Source organism: Polaribacter cellanae, from assembly GCF_017569185.1.
GTDB classification, from domain to species: Bacteria; Bacteroidota; Bacteroidia; order Flavobacteriales; family Flavobacteriaceae; genus Polaribacter; species Polaribacter cellanae.
This window is the reverse complement of sequence record NZ_CP071869.1, coordinates 1029977-1052287: the sequence shown is the minus strand read 5'-3', so window position 1 is coordinate 1052287 and position 22311 is coordinate 1029977. Positions and strand designations below refer to the sequence as shown.

Annotated in this window: 16 protein-coding genes and 2 pseudogenes; 14 read left to right on the top strand and 4 right to left on the bottom strand. The window is 31.5% G+C overall.

Translation table 11 applies throughout. The features are described 5' to 3' along the window. Positions 1-461: 461 nt before the first annotated feature. On the bottom strand, positions 462-1604 hold the full coding sequence (locus J3359_RS04875; RefSeq protein ID WP_208079619.1) for an ATP-binding protein: 1143 nt from the start codon (positions 1602-1604) through the stop codon (positions 462-464). A 281-nt stretch (positions 1605-1885) separates the two neighbouring features. Between J3359_RS04875 and J3359_RS04870 the strand changes: the two genes are divergently transcribed. From J3359_RS04870 to J3359_RS04860, 3 genes are all read left to right on the top strand, one after another. Continuing rightward, positions 1886-2410: a YkgJ family cysteine cluster protein gene (locus J3359_RS04870; protein WP_208079618.1), complete on the top strand. Its 525-nt coding sequence runs from the start codon at positions 1886-1888 to the stop codon at positions 2408-2410. A gap of 234 nt (positions 2411-2644) precedes the next feature. Further along, positions 2645-3481: a sterol desaturase family protein gene (locus J3359_RS04865; protein WP_208080413.1), complete on the top strand. Its 837-nt coding sequence runs from the start codon at positions 2645-2647 to the stop codon at positions 3479-3481. A gap of 548 nt (positions 3482-4029) precedes the next feature. Then, entirely contained in the window at positions 4030-4440 is a 411-nt protein-coding gene (locus J3359_RS04860) for a hypothetical protein (protein WP_243765985.1), read from the top strand. Here J3359_RS04860 and J3359_RS04855 read toward each other — a convergent pair. Then, positions 4429-5563, bottom strand: a protein-coding gene (locus tag J3359_RS04855) for an IS630 family transposase (protein WP_208079617.1) whose coding sequence is annotated in 2 segments (ribosomal slippage) — positions 4429-5125 and positions 5124-5563 — 1137 coding nt in all. Because the reading frame shifts where the segments join, the coding sequence is not laid out codon by codon here. The genes J3359_RS04860 and J3359_RS04855 overlap by 12 nt on opposite strands. Positions 5564-5617: 54 nt before the next feature. On the opposite strand from J3359_RS04855, the pseudogene J3359_RS04850 reads away from it, so the two are divergent. Together J3359_RS04850 and J3359_RS04845 are read left to right on the top strand one after the other, a co-directional pair. Further along, positions 5618-6678: pseudogene (locus J3359_RS04850) on the top strand (type IV secretory system conjugative DNA transfer family protein); the annotation flags it as partial. Between the two features lie 234 nt (positions 6679-6912). Next, positions 6913-7667 (top strand): annotated as a pseudogene (locus J3359_RS04845) (ThiF family adenylyltransferase). 11 nt (positions 7668-7678) lie between these two features. Here J3359_RS04845 and J3359_RS04840 read toward each other — a convergent pair. Further along, on the bottom strand, positions 7679-8440 hold the full coding sequence (locus J3359_RS04840) for a response regulator transcription factor (protein ID WP_208079616.1): 762 nt from the start codon (positions 8438-8440) through the stop codon (positions 7679-7681). A gap of 103 nt (positions 8441-8543) precedes the next feature. Between J3359_RS04840 and J3359_RS04835 the strand changes: the two genes are divergently transcribed. The 9 genes from J3359_RS04835 to J3359_RS04795 all read left to right on the top strand — a co-directional run bounded on the left by J3359_RS04835 (position 8544) and on the right by J3359_RS04795 (position 21222). Further along, positions 8544-8840: a hypothetical protein gene (locus tag J3359_RS04835; RefSeq protein ID WP_208079615.1), complete on the top strand. Its 297-nt coding sequence runs from the start codon at positions 8544-8546 to the stop codon at positions 8838-8840. 428 nt (positions 8841-9268) lie between these two features. After that, entirely contained in the window at positions 9269-11662 is a 2394-nt protein-coding gene (locus tag J3359_RS04830) for a TonB-dependent receptor domain-containing protein (protein ID WP_208079614.1), read from the top strand. A 311-nt stretch (positions 11663-11973) separates the two neighbouring features. Next, positions 11974-13269 carry a hypothetical protein gene (locus tag J3359_RS04825; protein ID WP_208079613.1) on the top strand — a complete coding sequence of 432 codons (1296 nt, stop codon included), beginning with the start codon at positions 11974-11976 and terminating at the stop codon, positions 13267-13269. A gap of 57 nt (positions 13270-13326) precedes the next feature. Continuing rightward, positions 13327-14607, top strand: a complete 1281-nt coding sequence (locus J3359_RS04820; RefSeq protein WP_208079612.1) for a hypothetical protein — start codon at positions 13327-13329, stop codon at positions 14605-14607. Then, the gene (locus J3359_RS04815) at positions 14607-15884 is read left to right on the top strand and encodes a hypothetical protein (RefSeq protein ID WP_208079611.1); all 1278 of its coding nucleotides are present in this window, start codon (positions 14607-14609) and stop codon (positions 15882-15884) included. Before J3359_RS04820 ends, J3359_RS04815 begins: the two co-directional genes overlap by 1 nt. 6 nt (positions 15885-15890) lie before the next feature. Continuing rightward, a complete protein-coding gene (locus J3359_RS04810) occupies positions 15891-18092 on the top strand; it encodes a peptidase domain-containing ABC transporter (protein WP_208079610.1) in 2202 nt (733 codons plus the stop codon). Positions 18093-18200: 108 nt separating this feature from the next. Continuing rightward, positions 18201-19106: an IS982 family transposase gene (locus J3359_RS04805; protein WP_208079609.1), complete on the top strand. Its 906-nt coding sequence runs from the start codon at positions 18201-18203 to the stop codon at positions 19104-19106. Positions 19107-19398: 292 nt separating this feature from the next. Continuing rightward, on the top strand, positions 19399-19626 hold the full coding sequence (locus J3359_RS04800) for a hypothetical protein (protein WP_208079608.1): 228 nt from the start codon (positions 19399-19401) through the stop codon (positions 19624-19626). A gap of 72 nt (positions 19627-19698) precedes the next feature. Continuing rightward, entirely contained in the window at positions 19699-21222 is a 1524-nt protein-coding gene (locus J3359_RS04795; protein WP_437440107.1) for an IS1634 family transposase, read from the top strand. Positions 21223-21255: 33 nt separating this feature from the next. Here the strand turns inward: J3359_RS04795 and J3359_RS04790 are convergent, their stop codons facing one another. Then, a complete protein-coding gene (locus J3359_RS04790; protein ID WP_208079606.1) occupies positions 21256-22197 on the bottom strand; it encodes a hydrogen peroxide-inducible genes activator in 942 nt (313 codons plus the stop codon). Positions 22198-22311: the final 114 nt, after the last annotated feature.

Sequence of the window (22311 nt, the reverse complement as noted above, 5' to 3'; positions counted from 1 at the left end):
TAGGAAGATTATTTGGAGAAAATTGGGAGTTATTTTTTGTTGTGAACTTACAAATAATCATAAAAATGACTGTATTTATATTAATTCAGTCAGTTTATTGACTGTATTTACGTTAATTAGGTCAGTTTGTGTTTTAAGGTTGGTATATATGCTTACAAAATTACCACAAATTCACGAATAAAAACAATACAATTAGTGAATTCAGAACACTTTATTAAGTGATTTTTTTAATGAAAAACTCAATACCAATGAGTTTTAATTCATTACAAATATATTTTTTAGTATTATTGGTTTTAGTCAAACAGTTTTTAAAGATAAAGAGAGCTTTTGCTAAAGCCATTTCTATAACTTATCAATAACATCCAGCTAAAGCTGGATGCAAATGACAAAATTCGATTTTTAGTGCTTTTACTTTTAACATCAACTACTAAGATTAAATTCGTGAATTCGTGGCAATTTTTTTAAGTAATAAAATCCAAGTAATTTTCGTTATTTATCAATTCAAAATCTGCATTTTCATACGCTTTCCCAAATGCTGTAGGGATTTTTACTTTTTTAGTACTGTTCCATTTAAACTCAAAAGCATTTAGTTTTTCGGCTTTCTCTTCTAACCAATCTAATTCTTGTTGGTCGTAAGTTCTCCAAAAATAATTATTACGAAGCATTTTTTTATATTCTTGCTTCTTCATACGTTCTACAATTAGGTAGTTTTCCCACAATTGCCCTACATCATTTCTGTTTTGTAGAATATTAAAATTTTTTATAATCGCATTTCGAATGCCCACATCATAAAAATACCATTTGCTGGATTTTGTAACTTCTTTGCGTAGGTTTTTACTGTATCCTTCAACTTTAAAAACCACAAATACTTTGGTTAATAAATCTAAATAATTTTCAACGGTGTTTTTAGAAATTTGAAGCTGATTTCCTAATTCGTTTAATGAAACTTCATTTCCAACTTGAAAGGCCAATAATCTTAGTAAATTATAAATTTTATCTGCCTTTTTTATATTCTGAAAAATTAGAATATCTTTTAATAAATAATCATTTATAATTTCTTGTAAATAGTCTTGTTTGTCTTCCCAACTATCTAAATATACCAATTCTGGATACCCACCAAACAACAATCTTTCTTCTAATTTTTCTGAAGTTATTTTATAGTTTTCGTATTTAGAAAATTCAATCTGACTTAATGGATACATATAAATTGTATATTTTCTCCCCACTAAAGGTTCACCTAATTGGTTGTTTAAATCGAACATAGAACTTCCTGTAACAATTATTTTTATGCCGTCAATTTCATCTATAATTAACTTTAAAATTAAACCAATATTAGGTATATGTTGCGCTTCATCAATAGCTAATAAATCGATACCTTTTAATAAACGTTTATAATTTGCAACACTTCTTCTTGCTAATAATTCTGCATCGTCTATATCTTCTCCATTTAATTTTAAAATTTTAGCAGGAGGAAAATTATGAATGTATTTTTTTATAAACCGTGTTTTTCCAACACGTCTTGCGCCTACCAATAAAATTACTTTATTTGGTTGCGCTTTTTTATGAACTACATTAATAACAGCTCTTTCTATCTCTGTTTTCATATTATAAATATATAAAATTTTAATTAAACTGACTAAATTTACATTAATTGAGTTAGTTTATTGACTGTATTTACATTAATTAGGTCAATATGTTAACTGTATTTGCATTAATTGGGTTATTTTGTAGATTTTATATATTTACTAAACCATTACAGATTCAAGATTAAAAAATAAAATTCGTGAGTTCGTGGCCAAAAAAAACCGTATTAAAGTGTTAATTTGATTTACTTAAACATCACAAAAAACAAAATAGTGTCATCATTAAATTGTATTTTTGCATTATGGAAAAACGTTTACAAGAACTCCCAAAATTAGCACAAGAAGTAAAGAAAGAAAGCGAAAAATATTTTACGAGATTAAAGAAACGAACGCCAAAAAGATTGGATTATTTAATGCAAGAATTGCACGATAAAGAGTTTGAAAAAACTGACTGTTTAACGTGTGGAAATTGCTGTAAAACTACAAGTCCGATTTTTACAGATACAGATGTAGAAAGAATTGCAAAGTATTTAAAGATAAAAGTTGCCGTTTTTCAAGAGCAGTATTTAGAGAGAGATGAAGACGATTTTATGGTGCTAAAAACGGCTCCTTGTTCATTTTTTGATGAATCTGATAATACGTGTTTTATCTACAAAGTAAGACCCAAAGCATGTGCTGAATATCCGCATACAAATCGTAAAAAGTTTATTGGAATAACAGATTTAACGATTGCAAATACAGCCATTTGTCCTGCTACTTATAATATTGTAGAGAAATTAAAAGAGGTTTTACCTTTGGAAGGAAATAAGAAGGTTAGGAGGAAATAATAGCATTTAAATCTCCAAAAGAGACTTTTCTCATTTTTGTTGTTAAAAAACTTTTCGATACAATTTTCTCAAAAAATCGAAAATCATTCGAAGTGATAATATCTTAGAATTTTATGTTATTAAATGATTGTGTTTAAATAATAACGAGTTGTAAGTTCAAGTAAATTTGTGAAGAATAAACAAATTTGTATCGACAACATTATTTTCACTATTTTAGTTGCAAATAAAACAATTTTGGAAACTATTTTTAATTATTTCGAAACCATTCCTTCTTCTCATAGAAGTATTATTTTGGTTGGCGGAATTACTTTTTTCTGGTTATTGGAAGGTTTAATTCCATTATTTAAATTCGATTATAAAAAGTGGAAACATGCAATTCCTAACTTGTTTTTTACGTTAACGACTATTATCATCAATTTTGCTTTGGCTTTTTTATTATTAAAAACTGCTGATTGGGTAAAGGCTAATAATTTTGGAATTATCAATTGGTTCCCAGAAATGCCTTTGTGGTTGTATGTGGTTTTTGGCGTTTTATTTTTAGATTTTTTTGGTGCGTACTTAGCACATTATACAGAACATAAAATAAAACCTTTGTGGATGGTTCATTTAGTGCATCATTCAGATCATAAAGTAGATACAACTACTGCAAACAGGCATCATCCAATAGAAAGTTTAATTCGTTTTGCGTTTACGTTATTAGGTGTTTTTGTTGTAGGAACTCCTATTGCTATTGTGTTTATTTATCAATCTATGTCGTTGATTTTTACACAATTTACCCATGCAAATATTAAAATTCCGCCAAAAGTAGATAAATTCTTGAGCTACTTTATTGTGTCTCCAGATATGCACAAGGTGCATCATCATAATATGTTACCTTATACAGATTCTAATTATGGGAATATTTTTTCTATTTGGGACAGAATTTTTGGAACGTATTTGGAGTTAGACAGAGAAAAAATTGTCTATGGAGTAGATACTTTTCCTGATGAGGTTAAAAACTCTTCCTTAAAAGAATTGTTAAAACAACCTTTTCAAGGATATCGAAAACCTACTGGAGTAGAAAAGGTTTAACGTTTTGTATTCTTGCGTAGGCAGGAATCCATAATTGGTCAATAAACTACTACTTAATAATTAACAAATATAGAATGGCAGGGAACATAACTTCGTGTTTATCAGTGTTTTAAAATTAAGTTATATATTATTTCTTAAAAAGAACTCACGTTAAAAGTAAAAACCAAAAGTGCTAAAAGTACTTTTCCTGTTTTCGTCATGCCAAAACAAAATTCTCTTAACTACCTGATTTTATACGATTTATAATTTAGTAAGTCAGGTTTTGGGTGTCTCGTTTTTTTTTTTTTGTTAATTTAGCCTTATGTTTATAAGGCAAAAGAGGAACAAGTTGGGTAGCGTTAGTGTTCAGATTATATCCAAATCTCACGGAAAATATAAAGTCGTAAAATCTTTTGGCAGTTCTTCAATACCCGAAACTATTTCAAGCAATGTACAAAAAGCTAAACAGGAAATTCGCCGTCTGGAATCCAATCCAAGTTTGTTCATGTTGGAAAAGGATATTTTGTTGGAGTCCTTGATAAAGCCATACAATCAAGTTCTATCGGGATATGAATTGGAATCTGGCACATATCATCCTTTATGTTATCGTTCCTGTATTATTTATTGGCACGGTACTCTATGTATTCTTTCACGAGGAGCGGTCAACGACTGTCCACAAAAAATATCGGGTTCGTTTTAAATTAAAACGGGGTAAATTCCAAGTAGAAAATATCAAACGTGGGGCATCGGTTATTGGGTCTGCCGGTAGTGGAAAAACCGAAAGTATTATTTATAATTTTCTGCAACATTTTAGTAGATATAACTTTTGCGGAATTATTCATGATTACAAAGATTTTGAATTGACCGAAATGGCTTATCCACTATTCAAAGAAAACAAAGTAAAATTCTATACCATTGCCTTTGACCAAATTCATTATCGGGTCAATCCCATTGCTCCTAGTGTCAAGTCAATTATTTAATGTCGGATAAAGCCTTTTTAGTTTAATGCAAGAATCTTTAGTTGTAAACTGCCAGTTTATTGTTGCTTGTTTTTGATCTCTATACTTGACCCAAGCACCAACCTCTGTTTTGACGGTTTCAATATGGTCTATTCTTCTGTTTAGACATTGTCCATTTAAAACATTGAGTTCTATTTCTGCCATATTAAGCCAACTTCCATATTTTGGGGTGTAAACAAATTCAAACCTATCCCATAATTGTTTTGCTTGTTCAGGCTTGAAAGTTTGATAAAGAGAACTTGCTTTATGAGTGTTTAGATTATCCATTACCAAAGTTATTTTTTCTGCTTCTTTGTATTGTTCTGCTATATCTTTTACAAATAATGCCCAATCTTTTTTTGTTTTTCTTTCTGTAATTTTCACTATTCGTTTTCCTGAAAATGGCTCATTAGCCATAAAGATATTACAAACACCATTTCGTTTATACTCATAGTCCACAATCTTACTACCATCTTTCAACTTTATAGAATCTTTGATTTCGTCGATAAGTTGTTTAGGGGATTCATCCATGCAAACTACAGGGTGTTTTGAACAATAGGGGCGCTTATAAACGTCTAAGACATGTTCCATATTAGCTACAAAATCAGCATTTTGGATTGGAGGAATAACCCAACCTTTAACTCGCCAGGGTTTCAACTCGTTTTTTTAAAACAGAACGAACTGTTTCATGAGATAGACTATCTACATAGTTTAATTCTACCATTTTATCGGCTAAAAGACGAAGCGACCATTTAGCCATACCTTGTGGGGGCTCACTACAAGCGATGGATATCAGTTTGGCTTCTCTATCACCGTCAATCTTTCTTTCATAAACACGGGTGGTAGGTTTGCGAGATAAACAGGCTTCAAATCCTTCTTCCACAAAACGTTTCTTTATCCTGTCTATGGTTCGCATAGCTATTTTTAAAACTTTTGATACCTCTTGATTAGTTACTTTAATTGAATCAGAATAAGCACCCTCGTCTTTGTTTAGAAGGATATAAGCATTACGATAAATTTGACTGCTATGTTTACCTTTTGAAATGATTTGTTCTAAATCTTTACGCTCTTCTTTGGTTAAGGTTATTGTATATTTTTTTGCCATGGTTTCTTGCAAAGATATAAAAAATATACGACTCTTTAATGTTGACTTGACACTAGGTATATTCTCAATGAAGAAGATGTAAATGAACTATCCAAAGTACTTATCGAGAATTTATTGGAACATAAAGAGTCTGGCATAAGCGGAGCAAGCAAGTTTTTTAATGATGCCGTAGAAGGCTTGTTAAGCGGATTGATATGGAAATTAAAAACAGCTTTTCCACAATATTGTACCTTGCCCATTTGATTGCTGTTTTTCAAAGTTTCAATACTAAAAAAATGGTCGCTTTTTTAAGTACCAATTTAACTTCTAAAAGTATGGCAAGTGCTTTTATCAATGGTATCGATTCGGATAAGCAAACAGCTGGTGTTAAAAGTACCTTGGCCAATGCCTTTAAAAAGATTAGTTCCCGACAACTATTTATGGTGTTGTCTGCTGATGAAGTGCCTCTCAATATTAACAGTAAAGAAAACCCTGCGGTAATTTCCATCGTGAACCAGCCTAAGTACGAATCGGCATATTCTCCTATAATCGCTACTATTATGCATACGGTCATTAAACAAATGAGTGTGCGAAATCAAGAATCTTCGTTTGTAATGATGGAAGAAGCTCCAACCATAAAATTGCTCAATATGCACCGTATTCCCGCTACGCTCCGAAGCTATGATATTGCCACTATTTATGTCATGCAGGACAAAATTCAAAACGATATGTTGTATGGGGATAAAGCCAGCAAAGCAATTTTAAGCAATCTTTCCTATCAGTTTTTTGGAAAAGTGAACGACCCTGATACGGCTAAATACTACGAACGTTTTTTTGAACTCGTAAAAATGGAAACCACTAGCATAAATAAAGGTTTTAATCTTAACTTTGATACGCGTATTACCAAAGGCGAAAAAGAAGTTTCCAAACGCAGGGCGGATATTTTTTTCAGATTAAAACAAGGTGAGTTTATCACTTTTGCTGATGGTAGGGATAAAAGAGTACAGTTTAAATTGCAGCATATTCAAAAGGAAATGCCTAAAAATAACACACCGTATTCTAATGAAGATTTACAACTGAATTTTGAGAAGATTTATAAGGACGTTGGTTTGTTGTTTAAGAGAAAAAAAAGCTAATTAAATCAATGCCGAATAGCAAAAATGGAGGCAATTTAAAATCTTAAAATTTGAAAGTTTGGATAGGAAAACAAAGGTTTTTATTACTCCCCATCGAGAATCAAAATGAGGAAATATTCCCTAATGATAAAGAGCCTAACTTATCTAAAGATAAATGTTCAAAAATGTAAAAACTATTCTTTTGTATAGTATATAAATGGTCACAATAGGATAATTTCGTAATAGAAAAAAGTAATGGAAGAACGATATAGTAGAAATAGATTGTACCTTATCGAGAAAGAACAGAAAATAATAAAAAATTATCCCATTTTATTGGCTGGAAGCGGTATAGGAAGTAATATTGCGGAGTGTGCCCTACGTTTTGGTTTTGAGAATATAACCATTATTGATGGTGACCAAGTAGAATTATCCAATTTGAATAGACAAAATTACGTAGAAGATGATATTTTGGTCGCTAAATCTCAAGTCTTGGCAAAAGACTGAAAGCGATTAATGGAAAGGCAAATATTAGGTGTTACAATTGCTTTTTGACCGATGGAAATATTGAATTGTACCTAAAAGGTCATAAAATAGCTGTTAATGCGTTGGATTTTTCTTCGGATGTTCCTTTGCTATTTGATAAAATATGTCAACAAAAAAGTATTCCCGTTTTACATCCGTATAATCTGGGTTGGGAATCTTTAGTTAACGTAATCATGCCCGAAGGATTATCACTGGAATCAATTTCCAAAAAAACGGAGAAATTTAACGAAATTAAAATGGTGGAATACGTATCGGGTTATTTGAAGTTTTGGGGAACGCCCAAAATATGGATAGATAAAATTCTACAACGGTATAAAAACGAAAAAGAAAACCTACCGCCTCCCCAATTATCTATCGGTTCGTGGCTTGTGGCAGGAGTGTGTACGTATTTACTGTACAATTTGGCAACAGGAAAAAAAGTAAAAAAATTTCCAGAATTTTATCTATCATCAATAATGGACAATTAATATAAAAGTAACTAAATCAATTTATTATTGATGGCAAAGGAAATGGCTTCCGTTATATTGGATACATGCAAATCTTCAAATAATTTTTGTCTGTGGAATTTTATCGTAGCGGGTGACAAAAAAATAATTTCTGCAATTTCGTTTATCGTATAACCCTGTGCTGAATAACGTAAAATCTCTTTTTCCCGTTCGGTCAGTACTACCTTTTCTTCAACTTTCCAAAAGTTGTTCTCTAGATCGTATCGCCAAAATTTATTACTGCCCTGTTTGTATATTTTAACATTTCCCGAATGATGTCTCGAAGAAAGCGATACAATACATATTGCTTTCCATATCTTACCATTACTGGTCAAAAATAGGGGTGTTAATTTATGGTTGACCAAAATTGTCTTTCCATTTTTGTTTTTTAAACGGAAATCGTACAGGATAGTATATCGTTTTCGTTCTTCCAAAGAGATGTTATCATAAAAATTGAACCAAACTGTGTTAATTTTCAATAATAAATCCAAATCTTCTTTAGGAACGAAATTAAAATAAAAGCCGTAACCCATTTCTTTTACCTCTTTGGCTGTATGACCACAAAGAAGCAAAGGGTTGTCCGATACGTAATCTAAACATTTTTTTTGATAATCTATAACATAAATACTTTTATAAGAGGTTCTGGCAAAGGCACGGATAGGTTCTAAATAATCATGCACCTGTTTATAATCGTTATCAGAGATATGATTTACAGTATTTTGGATTGAGAAGAAGTTATCAATACGATTGTCCATGATTAATCACAAATATATTACTTTTTTAATAAACTATCCTTTTGTATAGTATAATGAATTAATAGGTTACGTAATTTTATTAGGTACAAAAAGCAGTCGTTTTATGGTTTATGAAAAATATCGTTTAAGAGAACTTCAGCCGAATGAAATAATAAGATTGGCAGAATTTATAGTGGTAGAAAATTTCAAGCACCATCGCCAGTCTTGTAATGACGTACCTTTTAAACGGAAGAAAGAGATTCTATCTGTTTATAATCAGGAAATGGATTTTTTGAACAGTTCCAAAATATTTGTTGCCGAAGATACTTCAGGAAATATTGTAGGTTTCATTAGAATCTTAAAGTGGAACGGAATGGACGTATTACCGTTACAAAGAATTTTTGGGATTGATTCTTTATAGGTATTAAGTGGTTTTTCTTCGGATACTATATGGCATATCGGTAGGTTTGCCATAAAGAAAAATATACGATGTATCAAATTGTTTAAACAATTGATACTCCGTGCCATTTCCCCAATTTGTGAAAACAGTAACAGTGTTGCATTTGCGGAATGTGATTGCAAGTTGTTAAAGATATTATCCCTAGTAAACATACAGACTACAGTTATTAGCAGACCTTTAAATTATTTAGGTTCTAAAATGGTTCCAATCTATATGCTTTATAAAGGATTGATCGATTTTTATACCCAGAATACAGAAACAATCTCTCTTTTGTTTCGAATGGAATGGGCACACCCATGATTTTTTTGCCACAGACCTAAAAAACTAACCTTTTGTATAGTGAAAAACTTAATAAGCTGTTTTAATTTTGACCTATCAATTTAACATTTATGAATTTATTTAAGATATTTATAATATCCCTCATTTCTTTTTCTTCCTACTCGCAAGTTGATATACGAGGTGTTGTTAAAGATGCTGCCAATATGCCTATTGAATTTGCCGATGTGTTCCTAACCGATGCCAATAACCAGATCATATCTGGTGGCATTACCGACGACAAGGGTGCGTTTAACTTGACAACCAAACAAGGCACATACAAACTTACCGTAAGTTTTATAGGCTATGCGGAGTGGAATCAAAACGTAACCCTGGACAAGGATATGGATTTGGGAAGCATCATTTTAAAAGCAGATAAAAACCAATTAGATGAAGTGGTGGTAACTGCCAAAAAACCATTGATAGAACGTAAAGTGGATCGGTTGGTTTTTAATATAGAGAACAGCGTGGCGGCAAGTGGAGGAAACGGTTTGGATGCCCTGAGAGTTGCACCCGGTGTTCGGGTACAGAACGATGCCATATCAATGGTTGGAAAAAGTAGTATGGCTGTAATGGTAGATGATAGGTTAATTCATTTATCAGGTGATGATTTAATAATTTTTCTAAAAACTTTGCAGACAGATAACATTAAAAGTATAGAAGTTATTACAAATCCTCCTGCAAAGTTTGATGCTGAAGGAAATAGCGGTATAATAAATGTAAAACTAAAACATTCAGATAGTGATTATTGGAATGTTTCTTTAAATAGTTTGTACAGACAAACAACTTATCCTTCAGGAACTTTTGGTGGCAACTTCAATTATCAAAAAGAAAATCTAAGTCTTTTCACAAATCTTAGTTATGAAAATGGTTCAAAAAGAGAAACCGAAACAGAAAAAATATTTTATCCAACTCAAAAATGGGACAATAATTTTAAAAATAGAAAAATTGCTAAGATTTTTAGTAGTCATATTGGATTAGATTACAGACTTTCTGATACTTGGTCGGCAGGAATTCAATATTTAGGTAATTTTAGTAGACCTCACTCCAATCAATATAATAAATCTATAATAAAAGATAATATAAGTTTATCTATTGATTCTATTATCAATACAATTGCTTATGACAACAAAAAAACTTTATCCAATTCATATAATTTTCATTCTTTTATAAAACTGGATACTATTGGTAAAAAAATTTCTACGAATTTTGATTATTTTGATTTTAGAAATGATCTGAAAAGAAGTTTTCAAACACAAGCAATAACTGAAGATTTTTCCTCAACACCTGATGGATATCTATCGGTAGATAATAAAGGAATTCATGATCTAAAAATCTATTCGGCTAAAATTGATGTTGATTATCCAACTTTATGGGCAAATTTTAGTTTTGGAGGCAAGGTGTATTTCTCTAAAACACATTATGACAATAAATATTTTGACAGTACGGCCGGTGTTCCAATTTTGCAACCTAATAGAAGCAATATTTTTGACTATGATGAGAATACTCAGGCATTATACTTTATGGGTAACAAAAAACTTTCTGAAAAATGGTCAATCCAACTTGGATTGAGAATAGAAAACACTCAAACCAAAGGTAACTCTATCACTTTGGGTGAAATAGATCGCAATAATTACTTGCAGCTTTTTCCAACAATATATATTTTAAATAAGACAAATGACGCGAGTGTTTTTTCTTTGAATTATGGAAGAAGAATTTCCAGACCAAGATATAATGAGCTAAATCCGTTCCAAGTATATTATAGTCCTTACAGTTATACACAGGGTAATCCGACACTTACGCCTTCATTTACAGACAACATTGAGTTTCAATATGCTTTCAAGAATGTATTATTCAGTTCACTCTCTTTTTCACACAAAAGCAGAGGTCGAGGTAATCCACCTTTTTTCGATGATGATACGAAAATTCAGTATTTGATAGACCTTAACTTTTACAATACTGACACTTACAATTTAAGTGAGGTCTATATATTTAACAAGTTAGATTGGCTGCAAACCGAACTTCAAGGTAATCTATTCTATACTACTACGAATTTCACAAAAGATGTAAATATTTCTGAACCAAAAGGTTGGGGAGCCTTTGTTAGTGTAAATAATAGATTTGTTCTAAATACCAAAAAGACGATTAACGGTGAGATTAACTTTTGGTATCAATCACCCCAATTTCAGGATGTATACAAAATAAAAGGGTCAGCAAGTTTGGACTTAGGCCTTAAGTTCTCTCTACTCAAAAGCAAATTAAATATTGGGGTTTTTGCTGATGATGTTTTGAAAACGGATATTGAAAGAGCAAACACCAAATCAGGCAACACAAATTACTCATATTCGTATTACAATGACTATAGAAATTTTAGGTTGTCGGTAAACTATCGATTTGGAGCTACACATTTAAAAGTTGAAAAACACAATTTTGGAAATGAAGAAGAAAAAAATAGAATTGACAATTAAAAAAAGGATATAGCCACAGCCTATATACAAAGAGTGGTATTTATTAATCTTTAATTTTTTTTAAAATGAAAAATGCACAAATTAAAAAAGCAAGCGATTTTCTTGGAATCAAGGTTCTTAACCCACTCCAAGAAAAACAAGTAGTGGGAGGAGGATCTCACCACCATGATGGAAGACATCATCACGATACAAATTGTATTAGTGCTATTAAGTGATTGGTGATTTCAAATTTTAGAATCAAGGAAAGCACAGTCGATTTCCTTGATTCTAAAATTTAGATAATTGAAACATTTTAAAAATTAGTCAAAATCATGGAACAAGCAACAGTAAAAACATCATTAACTGAGAAGCCAAAGGCTTTCAACGAAAAATGGTGGGATAAGTTTTTACATAAAACGAATAACCTTACCAAAACAGCAGTAATTGAAGATTGTTTAAACTTTGAAGAAACATTACTTTTCCGCAAATATGTTCTTGAAATTATCCAAAAGCTTGCAGAACTAAGAACCGATAAATATGGGTTTAGAGTTTTTGTAGATGGAGTCAAATTGGATGAGACGGAAATGAGCAAAATATATGATTTGCCCCCATTAGAAGATGAGGAATTAGAGGAATGGGTTGAAAGAGTTTATAAAGGGAAGAAATTCGGGATGATTATAAATGCTGGAGAAAAGTTCAATTTAAAACTCTCTAAAAATATAGCCCTAAAAACAAAGCCTTATTTTGAAAAAGTTGGATTTCCTAGAGATGGAATAAACTTTTCATTATTTATTGGCAACTATGAAAAAACTCCTATAGGGATTCATCAAGACCCACCTGGACAGGACGTTATGCACTTTCATCTAGGTCCAGGAGCAAAAACTATGTATACGTGGGGTAATGAAGAATATAAAGAATTAATTAACACCCAGAAATATAATAAACAAGATGTCGAAAGTTTACTTCCATTCTCATCAAAATTTATCTTTAAAGAAGGCAGTATTTATTTTATGCCGCAGGGTGAATATCACATTGGCATGCAAGATGGGTTGTCAATTGGCATAACATTTTGGAGATACAATCATAATAGTGAAATATTACTTCGTAAACTTTTGTCACTAACTCTTAATGAATTTTTGGAAGGAGGAAAAGATTTATTAGCAATAGACAAAAATGACATAGATGATGTTTCTGGAGTAGATGATATCCTTGAAATTCTTAAAATCCCTCATGAATTTAATAACTTAAATTACAAAGATCTCTTAAGAGAGACCTATAGGGGTTTGAGGTATTCAATTCATAGTAATGCGGGCTACAGAACAAGTCCATTCCCCATGGATAATGACATTTTGTTTAAAGGAAATAACGTAGTTCAAATCGAGCAACCTTTTAAAATTTTGTACAAAGAATCTTTACATAAGGAAAAACTTCATGTTTTTGTTAGAGGAGTTAAGATCGAATTAAATAATTTCAATTGTATTAAATCTCTGATTGACAAAATAAATATTGGAAAACCTTTAAAAGTCTCCGAACTTTTGAAAACCTTAGATAAAGATTGGGACGAAGAAATTGGACTATTTATTCTGAATACTATATATAAAAATCATGGAATTATTAAAGTGAAGTGATTTAAACTTTTTTAACCAATCAAAAAAGTTTAAACCATTTCAGTAAGTATTTAAAAAATGGCAACTGTAAAAAACAAAATATTTGACAAATCTTGGTGGGGTAAATTCATTGAAAAGACTCAAGGTATGTCCGAAGCGAATGTTTTTAAAAATTGTATTCGCAAAGAAGAAATCTTGTTGATGAGAAGCCAAATTTTAGAAATGCTTGCATCAATATTAAAATTAAGAACAAGTCGTTTTGGGTTTAGGGTTTACGTAGATGGAAAACTTCTAGAAAATAATGAGATGATACATCTATTTGATTATCCACCTGTAAAAGGAGAATCAATTGAAGATTGGTCAAAAAGAGTCTTTGGTAACAAAAGATTTGGAATGATAGTAAATCAAGGAGAAAGATTTAACCCAGCACTTTCCAAATTACTTGCATTTAAGTTGAAACCACTGCTAGAGTTGAATGGTATGCCAACCGAAGGTATTATTTTTACACTGTTTATTGGAAACTATGACAAAACTCCACTCGGAATACATTTGGATTTACCGGGTAAAAGCGTAATCCATTTTCATTTGGGACCAGGAAAAAAAACAATGTATACTTGGGACAATGATACATATGAAGGGTTAGTAGGCGAACAGAAATATAATAATCAGAACATACAAAAATATATTCCTTTCGCAAATAAGTATGAATTCGGCGAAGGAGATTTGTACTTTATGCCAGAAGATATCTATCATGTAGGAACTCAGGAAGGTTTATCAATGGCCATTGGATGTTGGTATAATAATCGTTCAATGGAGGATTTTTCAAAACAAATTCTTTCGTTTCTAACAGAAAAATATCTAATTACCTGCGGTAAGAACTTGAAAGCTGATAAAAACGAAATAAATGATATTAGCATTATAGATGATTGCCTAAGTTTATTTGATATTCCACCTGAATTAGAAAAATTATCTTTTAAAGATCTTATAAGAGAGGAGTATCGTGATTTTAGATATTCCCTATTCAGTAATGCAGGCTATCGAACAAATCCTCCTCCACTTACAAAAGACGTTAAGTTGCAAAATAATGATATCGTTCAATTAGAATTACCTTTCTTAATTAAATATAAGGACTCATACGACAAAACAAAGCTCCATATTTTTATAAGAGGCACAAAAATAGAGTTTAATAATTTTAGTTGCCTAAAACTACTTATAGACAAAATAAATACGGGAGCTACATTTAGAGTGGCTGAGTTAATTGATGTCCTTGATGAAGATTGGAGTAAAGAGACAGGAGTATACATAATATCAACATTAATTAAATATAAAGGAATTTCTTTAATTAAAAAGGTGGAATAATGAAATCCGATGTTCTAAATAAAATCAAAAAAGAAAAATTTAGCCCATCATGGTGGGACGATTTTTTAGTAGAAACTAATAATATGACAAAAACAAACGTCATTAAAGAAAGTATATCAGCAGATGAGATTTTACAATTTAAGAGGTTAGTTTTAAAGATTATTTCCAAATTATCCCATTTAAAAACCACTAAATATGGATATAGAATTTTTGTTGATAAGCATCAATTGGATAAAAATGAAATGAATAAAATTTACAATACACCTCCATCAAGTAATGATACTGTCGAATCTTGGTGCGAGCGAGTGTTTGAGGATAAGGAGTTTGGTATAATAATTAATTCCGCAGAAAGATTCAACAATAAATTATCAAAAAAAATTGCAATAAAATCAAAACCGTTACTTGATAAAATGGGTTTTCCGATTGAAGGTATAAACTTTACATTATTTATTGGAAATTATAACAATACCCCCATAGGGATACATCAAGACATGCCAGGTGAAAATGTAATTCATTATCATTTAGGGCCGGGTAACAAATCCATGTTCATTTGGGAAAATGAGGTGTTTGAGAAATTGGAAAAGAAATTTAATAAAAACGATATTGATCGGTTCATTCCTTATGCTAAAGAGTACAAATACGAGCCTGGAGACATTTATTTTATGCCACAAGGTGTTTATCATGTAGGTAGACAGAAAGGTTTGTCAATTGCCCTAACTTATTGGTTCTACAATCATTCCAAAAAAAGAATTGTAGAGAAGCTAAATACTGTTCTTATGGAGCAATACTTAGATGAAACTCACGAACTTCTTCCATCAGACTTAAATCCAATTGATGATTTAAGTAACATTGACAATATATTGACAGCATATAAAATCCCTTCAGAGTTTAAGAACTATAATTTACGCGAACTTTTAAGAGAAGCCTATAGAGATTTAAGATATACTATTTCAAGTAATTCTGGATATAGAACTAGTATATTTCCAATAAACAAAGAAAAAGATATAAACCCAAAATTAAAAATAATTATTGAAAAGCCATTTAAAATTCTTTACAATAATTCAGCAGAAAAAGGGCGGATGAATGTTTATTTAAGAGGCAGAAAGTTTACCTTTAAAAAAATTGAATCAATCAAAAAATTAGCTGATAAAATTAATGAAGGAAATGTTTTGAGCGTAAAAGAAGTTTTACATTTGGTGGAAGATAGTTTAGATAAGAATACCGTTTTTTATTTGATAAATTTATTTTATAAATATCGTGCAATAAGAATTTTGTAAAATGTCATGATTTTTATTCCTCAACATGATAAAAAGGATTGTGGAGTTGCATGTCTAAGTATGGTATGTAAACACTATGGCAAGAGCTATTCTATAAAATATTTGAGGAATATTTCGTATGTAACTCGTGAAGGTGCTTCTTTATTGGGTTTGAGTGAGGCCTCAAGACAAATTGGTTTCAATACATTTTCTGGGAAACTTTCATTAGATAATTTAAGCAGAACCCAGTTGCCTTGTATTATATATTGGAACAAAAATCATTATGTCGTTCTATATAAAATTAAAAATTCAAAACTCTTTAACTCTAAATTATTTTATGTTGCTGATCCACGTCATAGTATAATTAAATTAAATGAAGATTCGTTCAAGAAATCATGGTATACTGAAAGTAAAGAGGGGATAGCCCTTTTTTTGGAACCTACAGAGGCATTTTATAAAAAAGACCCGCCCAAAGAAGATAAACTATCCATAAAATACCTTTTTAAGTATCTTCTTCCCTATAAAAAGCAGCTCACTTTTATGTTCCTGTTTTTGTTGGCAGGTAGTGGTCTCACGTTAATATTTCCGTTTTTAACAGAAGCCCTAATTGACAAAGGAGTTAATGCCAAAGACCTCAATTTTATCAGTATCATCCTTTTGGCACAGCTTGGGGTTTTTCTGGGGTCCATTATCATTGACATCTTTCGCAATTGGCTCATGCTCTATGTAGGTACGCATATTAGCATAACTATCATATCCGATTTTTTAAAAAAGATGCTGCAATTGCCCATCAAGTTTTTTGACACCAAATTGATGGGAGATTTTCGGCAACGTATTCAGGACAACAAAAGAATAGAACAATTTTTGACCTCGCAGAGCCTAACTACTTTTTTTTCCATCATTACTTTTTTGGTGTTTTTCGGGGTACTTTGGCATTATGATTTTAAAATTTTATTGGCTTATTTAACCTTAACGGTATTGTCTATTATCTGGTCGTTCTATTGGCTAAAAAAAAGAAAAATATTGGATTACTACCGTTTTCAACGACAGAGCGAAAATCAGGAATCCATTTACGAAATGCTCAATGGGGTAACGGAAATTAAGCTCAACCAGTTTGAAGATTTTAAACGCAACGAATGGGAAGGTATCCAACAAAAACTCTTTAAGCTCAACATACGTATTTTAAAATTGGACCAAGTCCAACTTTCAGGCTTTAATTTTCTAAACCAGCTAAAAAATATTCTCGTCACCTTTTTAGCGGCTACCTATGTGGTACAGGGTAGCATGACTTTAGGAGCCTTGTTAAGTATTTCTTATATCATCGGGCAGATGAACTCTCCCGTAAACCAATTGGTCAGCTTTTTCCGCTCTTTACAAGATGCCAAATTAAGCTTGGAGCGTTTAAACGAGGTACAAACCCATAAAACGGAAGAGCAAGAGCATCAAAAACCAATTGAATTACAAAATAATTTTCAAAAAAATGGTATTGAAAAAGGCATCCGTTTGGAAAATGTAAGTTTCCAGTACGAGGGGCCAAAATCTCCTTTTGTATTAAAGGGTATCAATATGTTGATTCCAGAAGGCAAAGTAACCGCTATTGTGGGAGCGAGCGGTAGCGGAAAAACAACCTTGATGAAGTTATTGCTGCGTTTTTATGACCCTGTACAAGGACAGATTTACTATAATTACAATACTATTTTAGAACTTTCGCCCAAAAGCATTCGAGAAAATTCGGGCGTGGTTATACAAGATGGTTATATCTTCTCTGAAACCATAGAACGTAACATAGCCACTGGTGATGAAAATATTGATGAAGATAAATTAAAAAACGCCTTGAAAGTTGCTGATATGGAAGACATGATTGCCTCGTTGCCCCTGGGTTTAAAAACCAAAATAGGAGCTGCTGGCAATGGTTTGTCCGGTGGGCAACAGCAACGTATTCGCATTGCCAGAGCCGTTTATAAAGATCCTCATTATATCTTTTTTGATGAGGCTACCAGTGCCTTGGACGCTGAAAGCGAAAAAATTATCCATGATAACCTTTATGAATTTTTTAAAGGAAAAACCGTAGTTATCATAGCCCATAGGTTATCTACCGTGAAAAATGCAGACCAAATCATTGTTCTTAAGAAAGGTGAAATTGTTGAAACTGGGAATCATAAAAAGTTGGTAAACAATAAATCAGATTATTTTAATCTTGTGAAAAACCAATTGGAATTGGGTGTGTAATATAACTAACGTGAGTTCGATATAAAAAGTTAAACTTTTATAGTGAAAAAAGCAGAAATTTTAGTAAATTAAGGTATTGAAAATCAATTAACTAAAATTATTCTGCTTATGATTTCTGACACTAAAATTATTGAAATTTTTTGTAATCTAGACGATTTTATGAAAGAATTTGATACTGTTTTAACTCAAAACAGTATTTCAGACACTTCACTACCAAAAAAACGCCACCGAAAGTCAAAAATGAGTAAAAGTGAAGTGATGACCATTATGGTTATTTTTCACTTAAAATCCTACCGTAATTTAAAACACTTTTATCTTTTTTACGTGTGTAAACACATGGAAGATTTTTTTCCTGAAACCGTTTCCTATAATCGCTTTGTAGAATTACAAAAACAAGTAATTAGACCCTTAGCTGTGTATCTAAAACTTCGCGGATTAGGTAAATGCTCGGGCATATCTTTTATTGATTCTACCGCTATTAAAGTGTGTCACTACAAAAGAGAAAAACAACATCAAGTATTTAAAGGCATAGCCGAAAAAAGCTACGGAACATTGGGCTGGTTTTATGGTTTTAAGCTACATTTAGTTTGTAATGACAAAGGTCAAATAGTTGATTTTTTGATTACTAAAGCCAATGTAGATGACAGATACCCTTTGAAAAACAAAAACTTTCATGATAAAATATTTGGGAAAATATATGGCGATAAAGGCTATTTGGGAAAAGATTTATTTGACAGATTATTTGTTGACGGTATTCATCTGGTCACCAAATTGAGGAAGAATATGAAAAAGAAAGCTCTCGATTTTATGGATACAGTCTATCTTAGAAAAAGAGCTATTATTGAATCGGTAAATGATGTGTTAAAAAACACTTGTCAAATAGAACATTCTAGGCATCGATCCTTTGATAATTTTATTGGAAATTTAATCGCTGGTTTAACTGCTTATTCTTTTCTTGATACTAAACCAAGTATTAAAATTCAAAGATTTTTACCTAATTTGAGCGTTGCTTAAATCGAACTCACATTAAATAAGGTCTTTTCTGTTATTTTAAATGGTTCTATAAGTACTGCAATTCATAAGGAAATGAAAGGAATAGATACCTCATATTTAATCCCCGGAAAAGAGATTTCTACTCAATTCAATGTGCAAAAATATTCTATTTAGTCTAAGACTAGATATTCGTGTTTCTATCTAAAAGCTGTCTTTTCTCATTTCTGCAAAACTGGACTAAATATCAAAGGTAATTCTCACTAGTAATATTTAGGTTCTATGAAGATTTATTTCATATTAAACACACTACAAAATGAAAATTTATAAAGAAATTGTAAGAAAACTTGATGATGAATTGAACATATTGGAAATAGAGACTGAAGACATCTTGGTAAAAGCTGAAAAAGGAATAAAACTCACGAAGCAAGCTTTAAAGGATATACGAAATCTAGTTACGGATTGTGAATTTAAAACCGCTGAAAATGAAATAAACTTTTTCCTGTTTTCGTCATGCCAAAACAAAATTCTCTTAACTACCTGATTTTATACGATTTATAATTTAGGAAGTCAGGTTTTGGGTGTCTCGTTTTTTTTTTTTTGTTAATTTAGCCTTATGTTTATAAGGCAAAAGAGGAACAAGTTGGGTAGCGTTAGTGTTCAGATTATATCCAAATCTCACGGAAAATATAAAGTCGTAAAATCTTTTGGCAGTTCTTCAATACCCGAAACTATTTCAAGCAATGTACAAAAAGCTAAACAGGAAATTCGCCGTCTGGAATCCAATCCAAGTTTGTTCATGTTGGAAAAGGATATTTTGTTGGAGTCCTTTTTGAGCGAAGTCGGAAATGCACAGATACGTACCATTGGCCCAGAACTGGTCTTCGGTAAGATCTTTGACCATATTGGCTTCAACACCATAAGCGAAGAGCTTTTTCGGCATTTGGTCATTGCCCGATTGGCTTTTCCCCTGAGTAAGCTTAAAACCATTGAATATCTTTACCGTTATCAAGGAATCAGTCTTGAAATAAGTTCGGTCTATCGTTTTTTAGACAAACTGAACGACGAATTGAAGGACACTGTCGAGCAAATCTCTTTTGCCCACACAAAGCGTATTTCAAACAATAATATCGGCATTGTGTTTTACGATATGACCACGCTTTACTTTGAGGCCAGCGATGAAGACGATTTGCGTAAAACAGGCTTTAGCAAAGACGGAAAGCACAGTAATCCCCAAATATTTTTGGGCCTGTTGGTCGGTCTTGAAGGTTATTCCATTGGCTATGATGTTTTTGAAGGTAATATATACGAAGGGCATACCCTGATTCCAACTATTGAAAAAATCAGCAAAAAGTTCAATCTATCAAAACCAGTCGTAGTGGCCGATGCAGGCCTGTTAACTTCCAGAAACATCGGAATACTTCTAGAAAACGGCTACGAGTTCATACTTGGTGCAAGAATCAAAAACGAATCCGGTGAGATCAAGACAAAAATTTTCGAATCGAATTTGAAAAACAACGAATTTGCCGTAATAGATAAATCCGAAGATGTAAAACTGATCATTGCCCATTCTGACAAAAGAGCTAAAAAAGATGGGCACAATCGCAAAAAAGGACTGGAAAGATTAGAGAAAAAGATAAAAACAGGCAAACTTACCAAATCGAGCATAAACAACAGAGGTTACAACAAGTATTTGAAAATTGAAGGCGAGATAAAAGTAACCATAGATAGGGACAAATTTGAGAAAGATAAAAAATGGGACGGTCTAAAAGGGTATATTACCAATTGCAGCTTGAACTCTGAAGAAATAATCAATAACTACAAAAACTTGTGGCATATTGAAAAGGCTTTCAGGATGTCGAAAACAGATTTAAGGATACGTCCTATCTACCATCGAAAAAGAAAAAGGATCGAAGCCCATATTTGTTTGTCATTTGTCGCTTATTCTATATACAAAGAGCTCGAGAGGGTATTAAAAATAGAAAAATACCCTTTGTCGGTAGAGAAAGCGGCCGAGCTAACACACAACATGTATCAAATCGAAATTATATTACCTGAATCCTTACATACTAAAAACATCAATCTAAAAATGGACGAAAACCAAAAAGAGCTAATCGAAATTATCGATAAATTTTACTAGGGTGCCTCATTGACAAAAACAGGAAAATAGTTGTTATTTTTGATTTAAAGGACTAATAATCTTTACATCAGAAAAAGAAATAGCACCCCTTACAACAGCATCAATCGTCTTTTTTAAAGCTTCAATTAGTTGCATTTTTAATTGAGATTTATGATAAATTAGACTCACTTCTCTTGCTGGTGGTGGGTTTGTAAATTCACGCAAGTGAGATTTGTCTACATCGTTTAAATCTAAAGTATGTAAATAAGGGAGCAATGTCATACCCAAACCTTCTTTGGTTAATTTTATTAAAGTATCGAAACTTCCACTTGCCAATTGGAACGATTTTTTATTATCTGTTTTAAAAGTTCGGCATAAATTAATTACGCTTTCTTTAAAACAATGGCCGTCTTCTAATAGTAAAATATCGTCCATTTCTAATTCGTTAGGAGCGATTACTTTTTCATTAAAAAGACGATGATTTTGTGGAATTAAACCAACAAAAGGCTCGTAATATAGGGGTCTTTCTTTAATCGCTTCGTTTTCTAAAGGAGTTGCAGCAATTGCAGCATCTATATGGCCATCTGTTAACTTTCTAATAATTTCTTCTGTCGTTAATTCTTCAATAATTAATTTTACTTTCGGGTATTTTTTTGTAAAATTATTTAAGAACATTGGCAATAAAGTAGGCATTATGGTTGGGATAATTCCTAATTTGAATTCACCTCCAATAAAACCTTTTTGTTGATGTACAATATCTAAAATTCTGTTGCTTTCATCTACAATTACTTTTGCTTGTTCTACAATCTTTTTTCCAACTTCTGTTAATTCAATTGGTTTTTTAGAACGATTAAATATTTTTACTCCAAGCTCCTCTTCTAATTTTTGAATTTGCATACTTAAAGTAGGCTGTGTAACAAAACTATGCTCTGCAGCAATTGTGAAATTTTGATATTCGGATACTGATAAAATGTATTTTAATTGGGTAATTGTCATTGTTATAGTAGATTTTGATAAAGGTATTAAAACTATCAATAATAATTATAGTAACTTACGGTTAATTTCTTATAAATTTGCTATTGAAAATTAGGAATATAAAAATTCAAATAA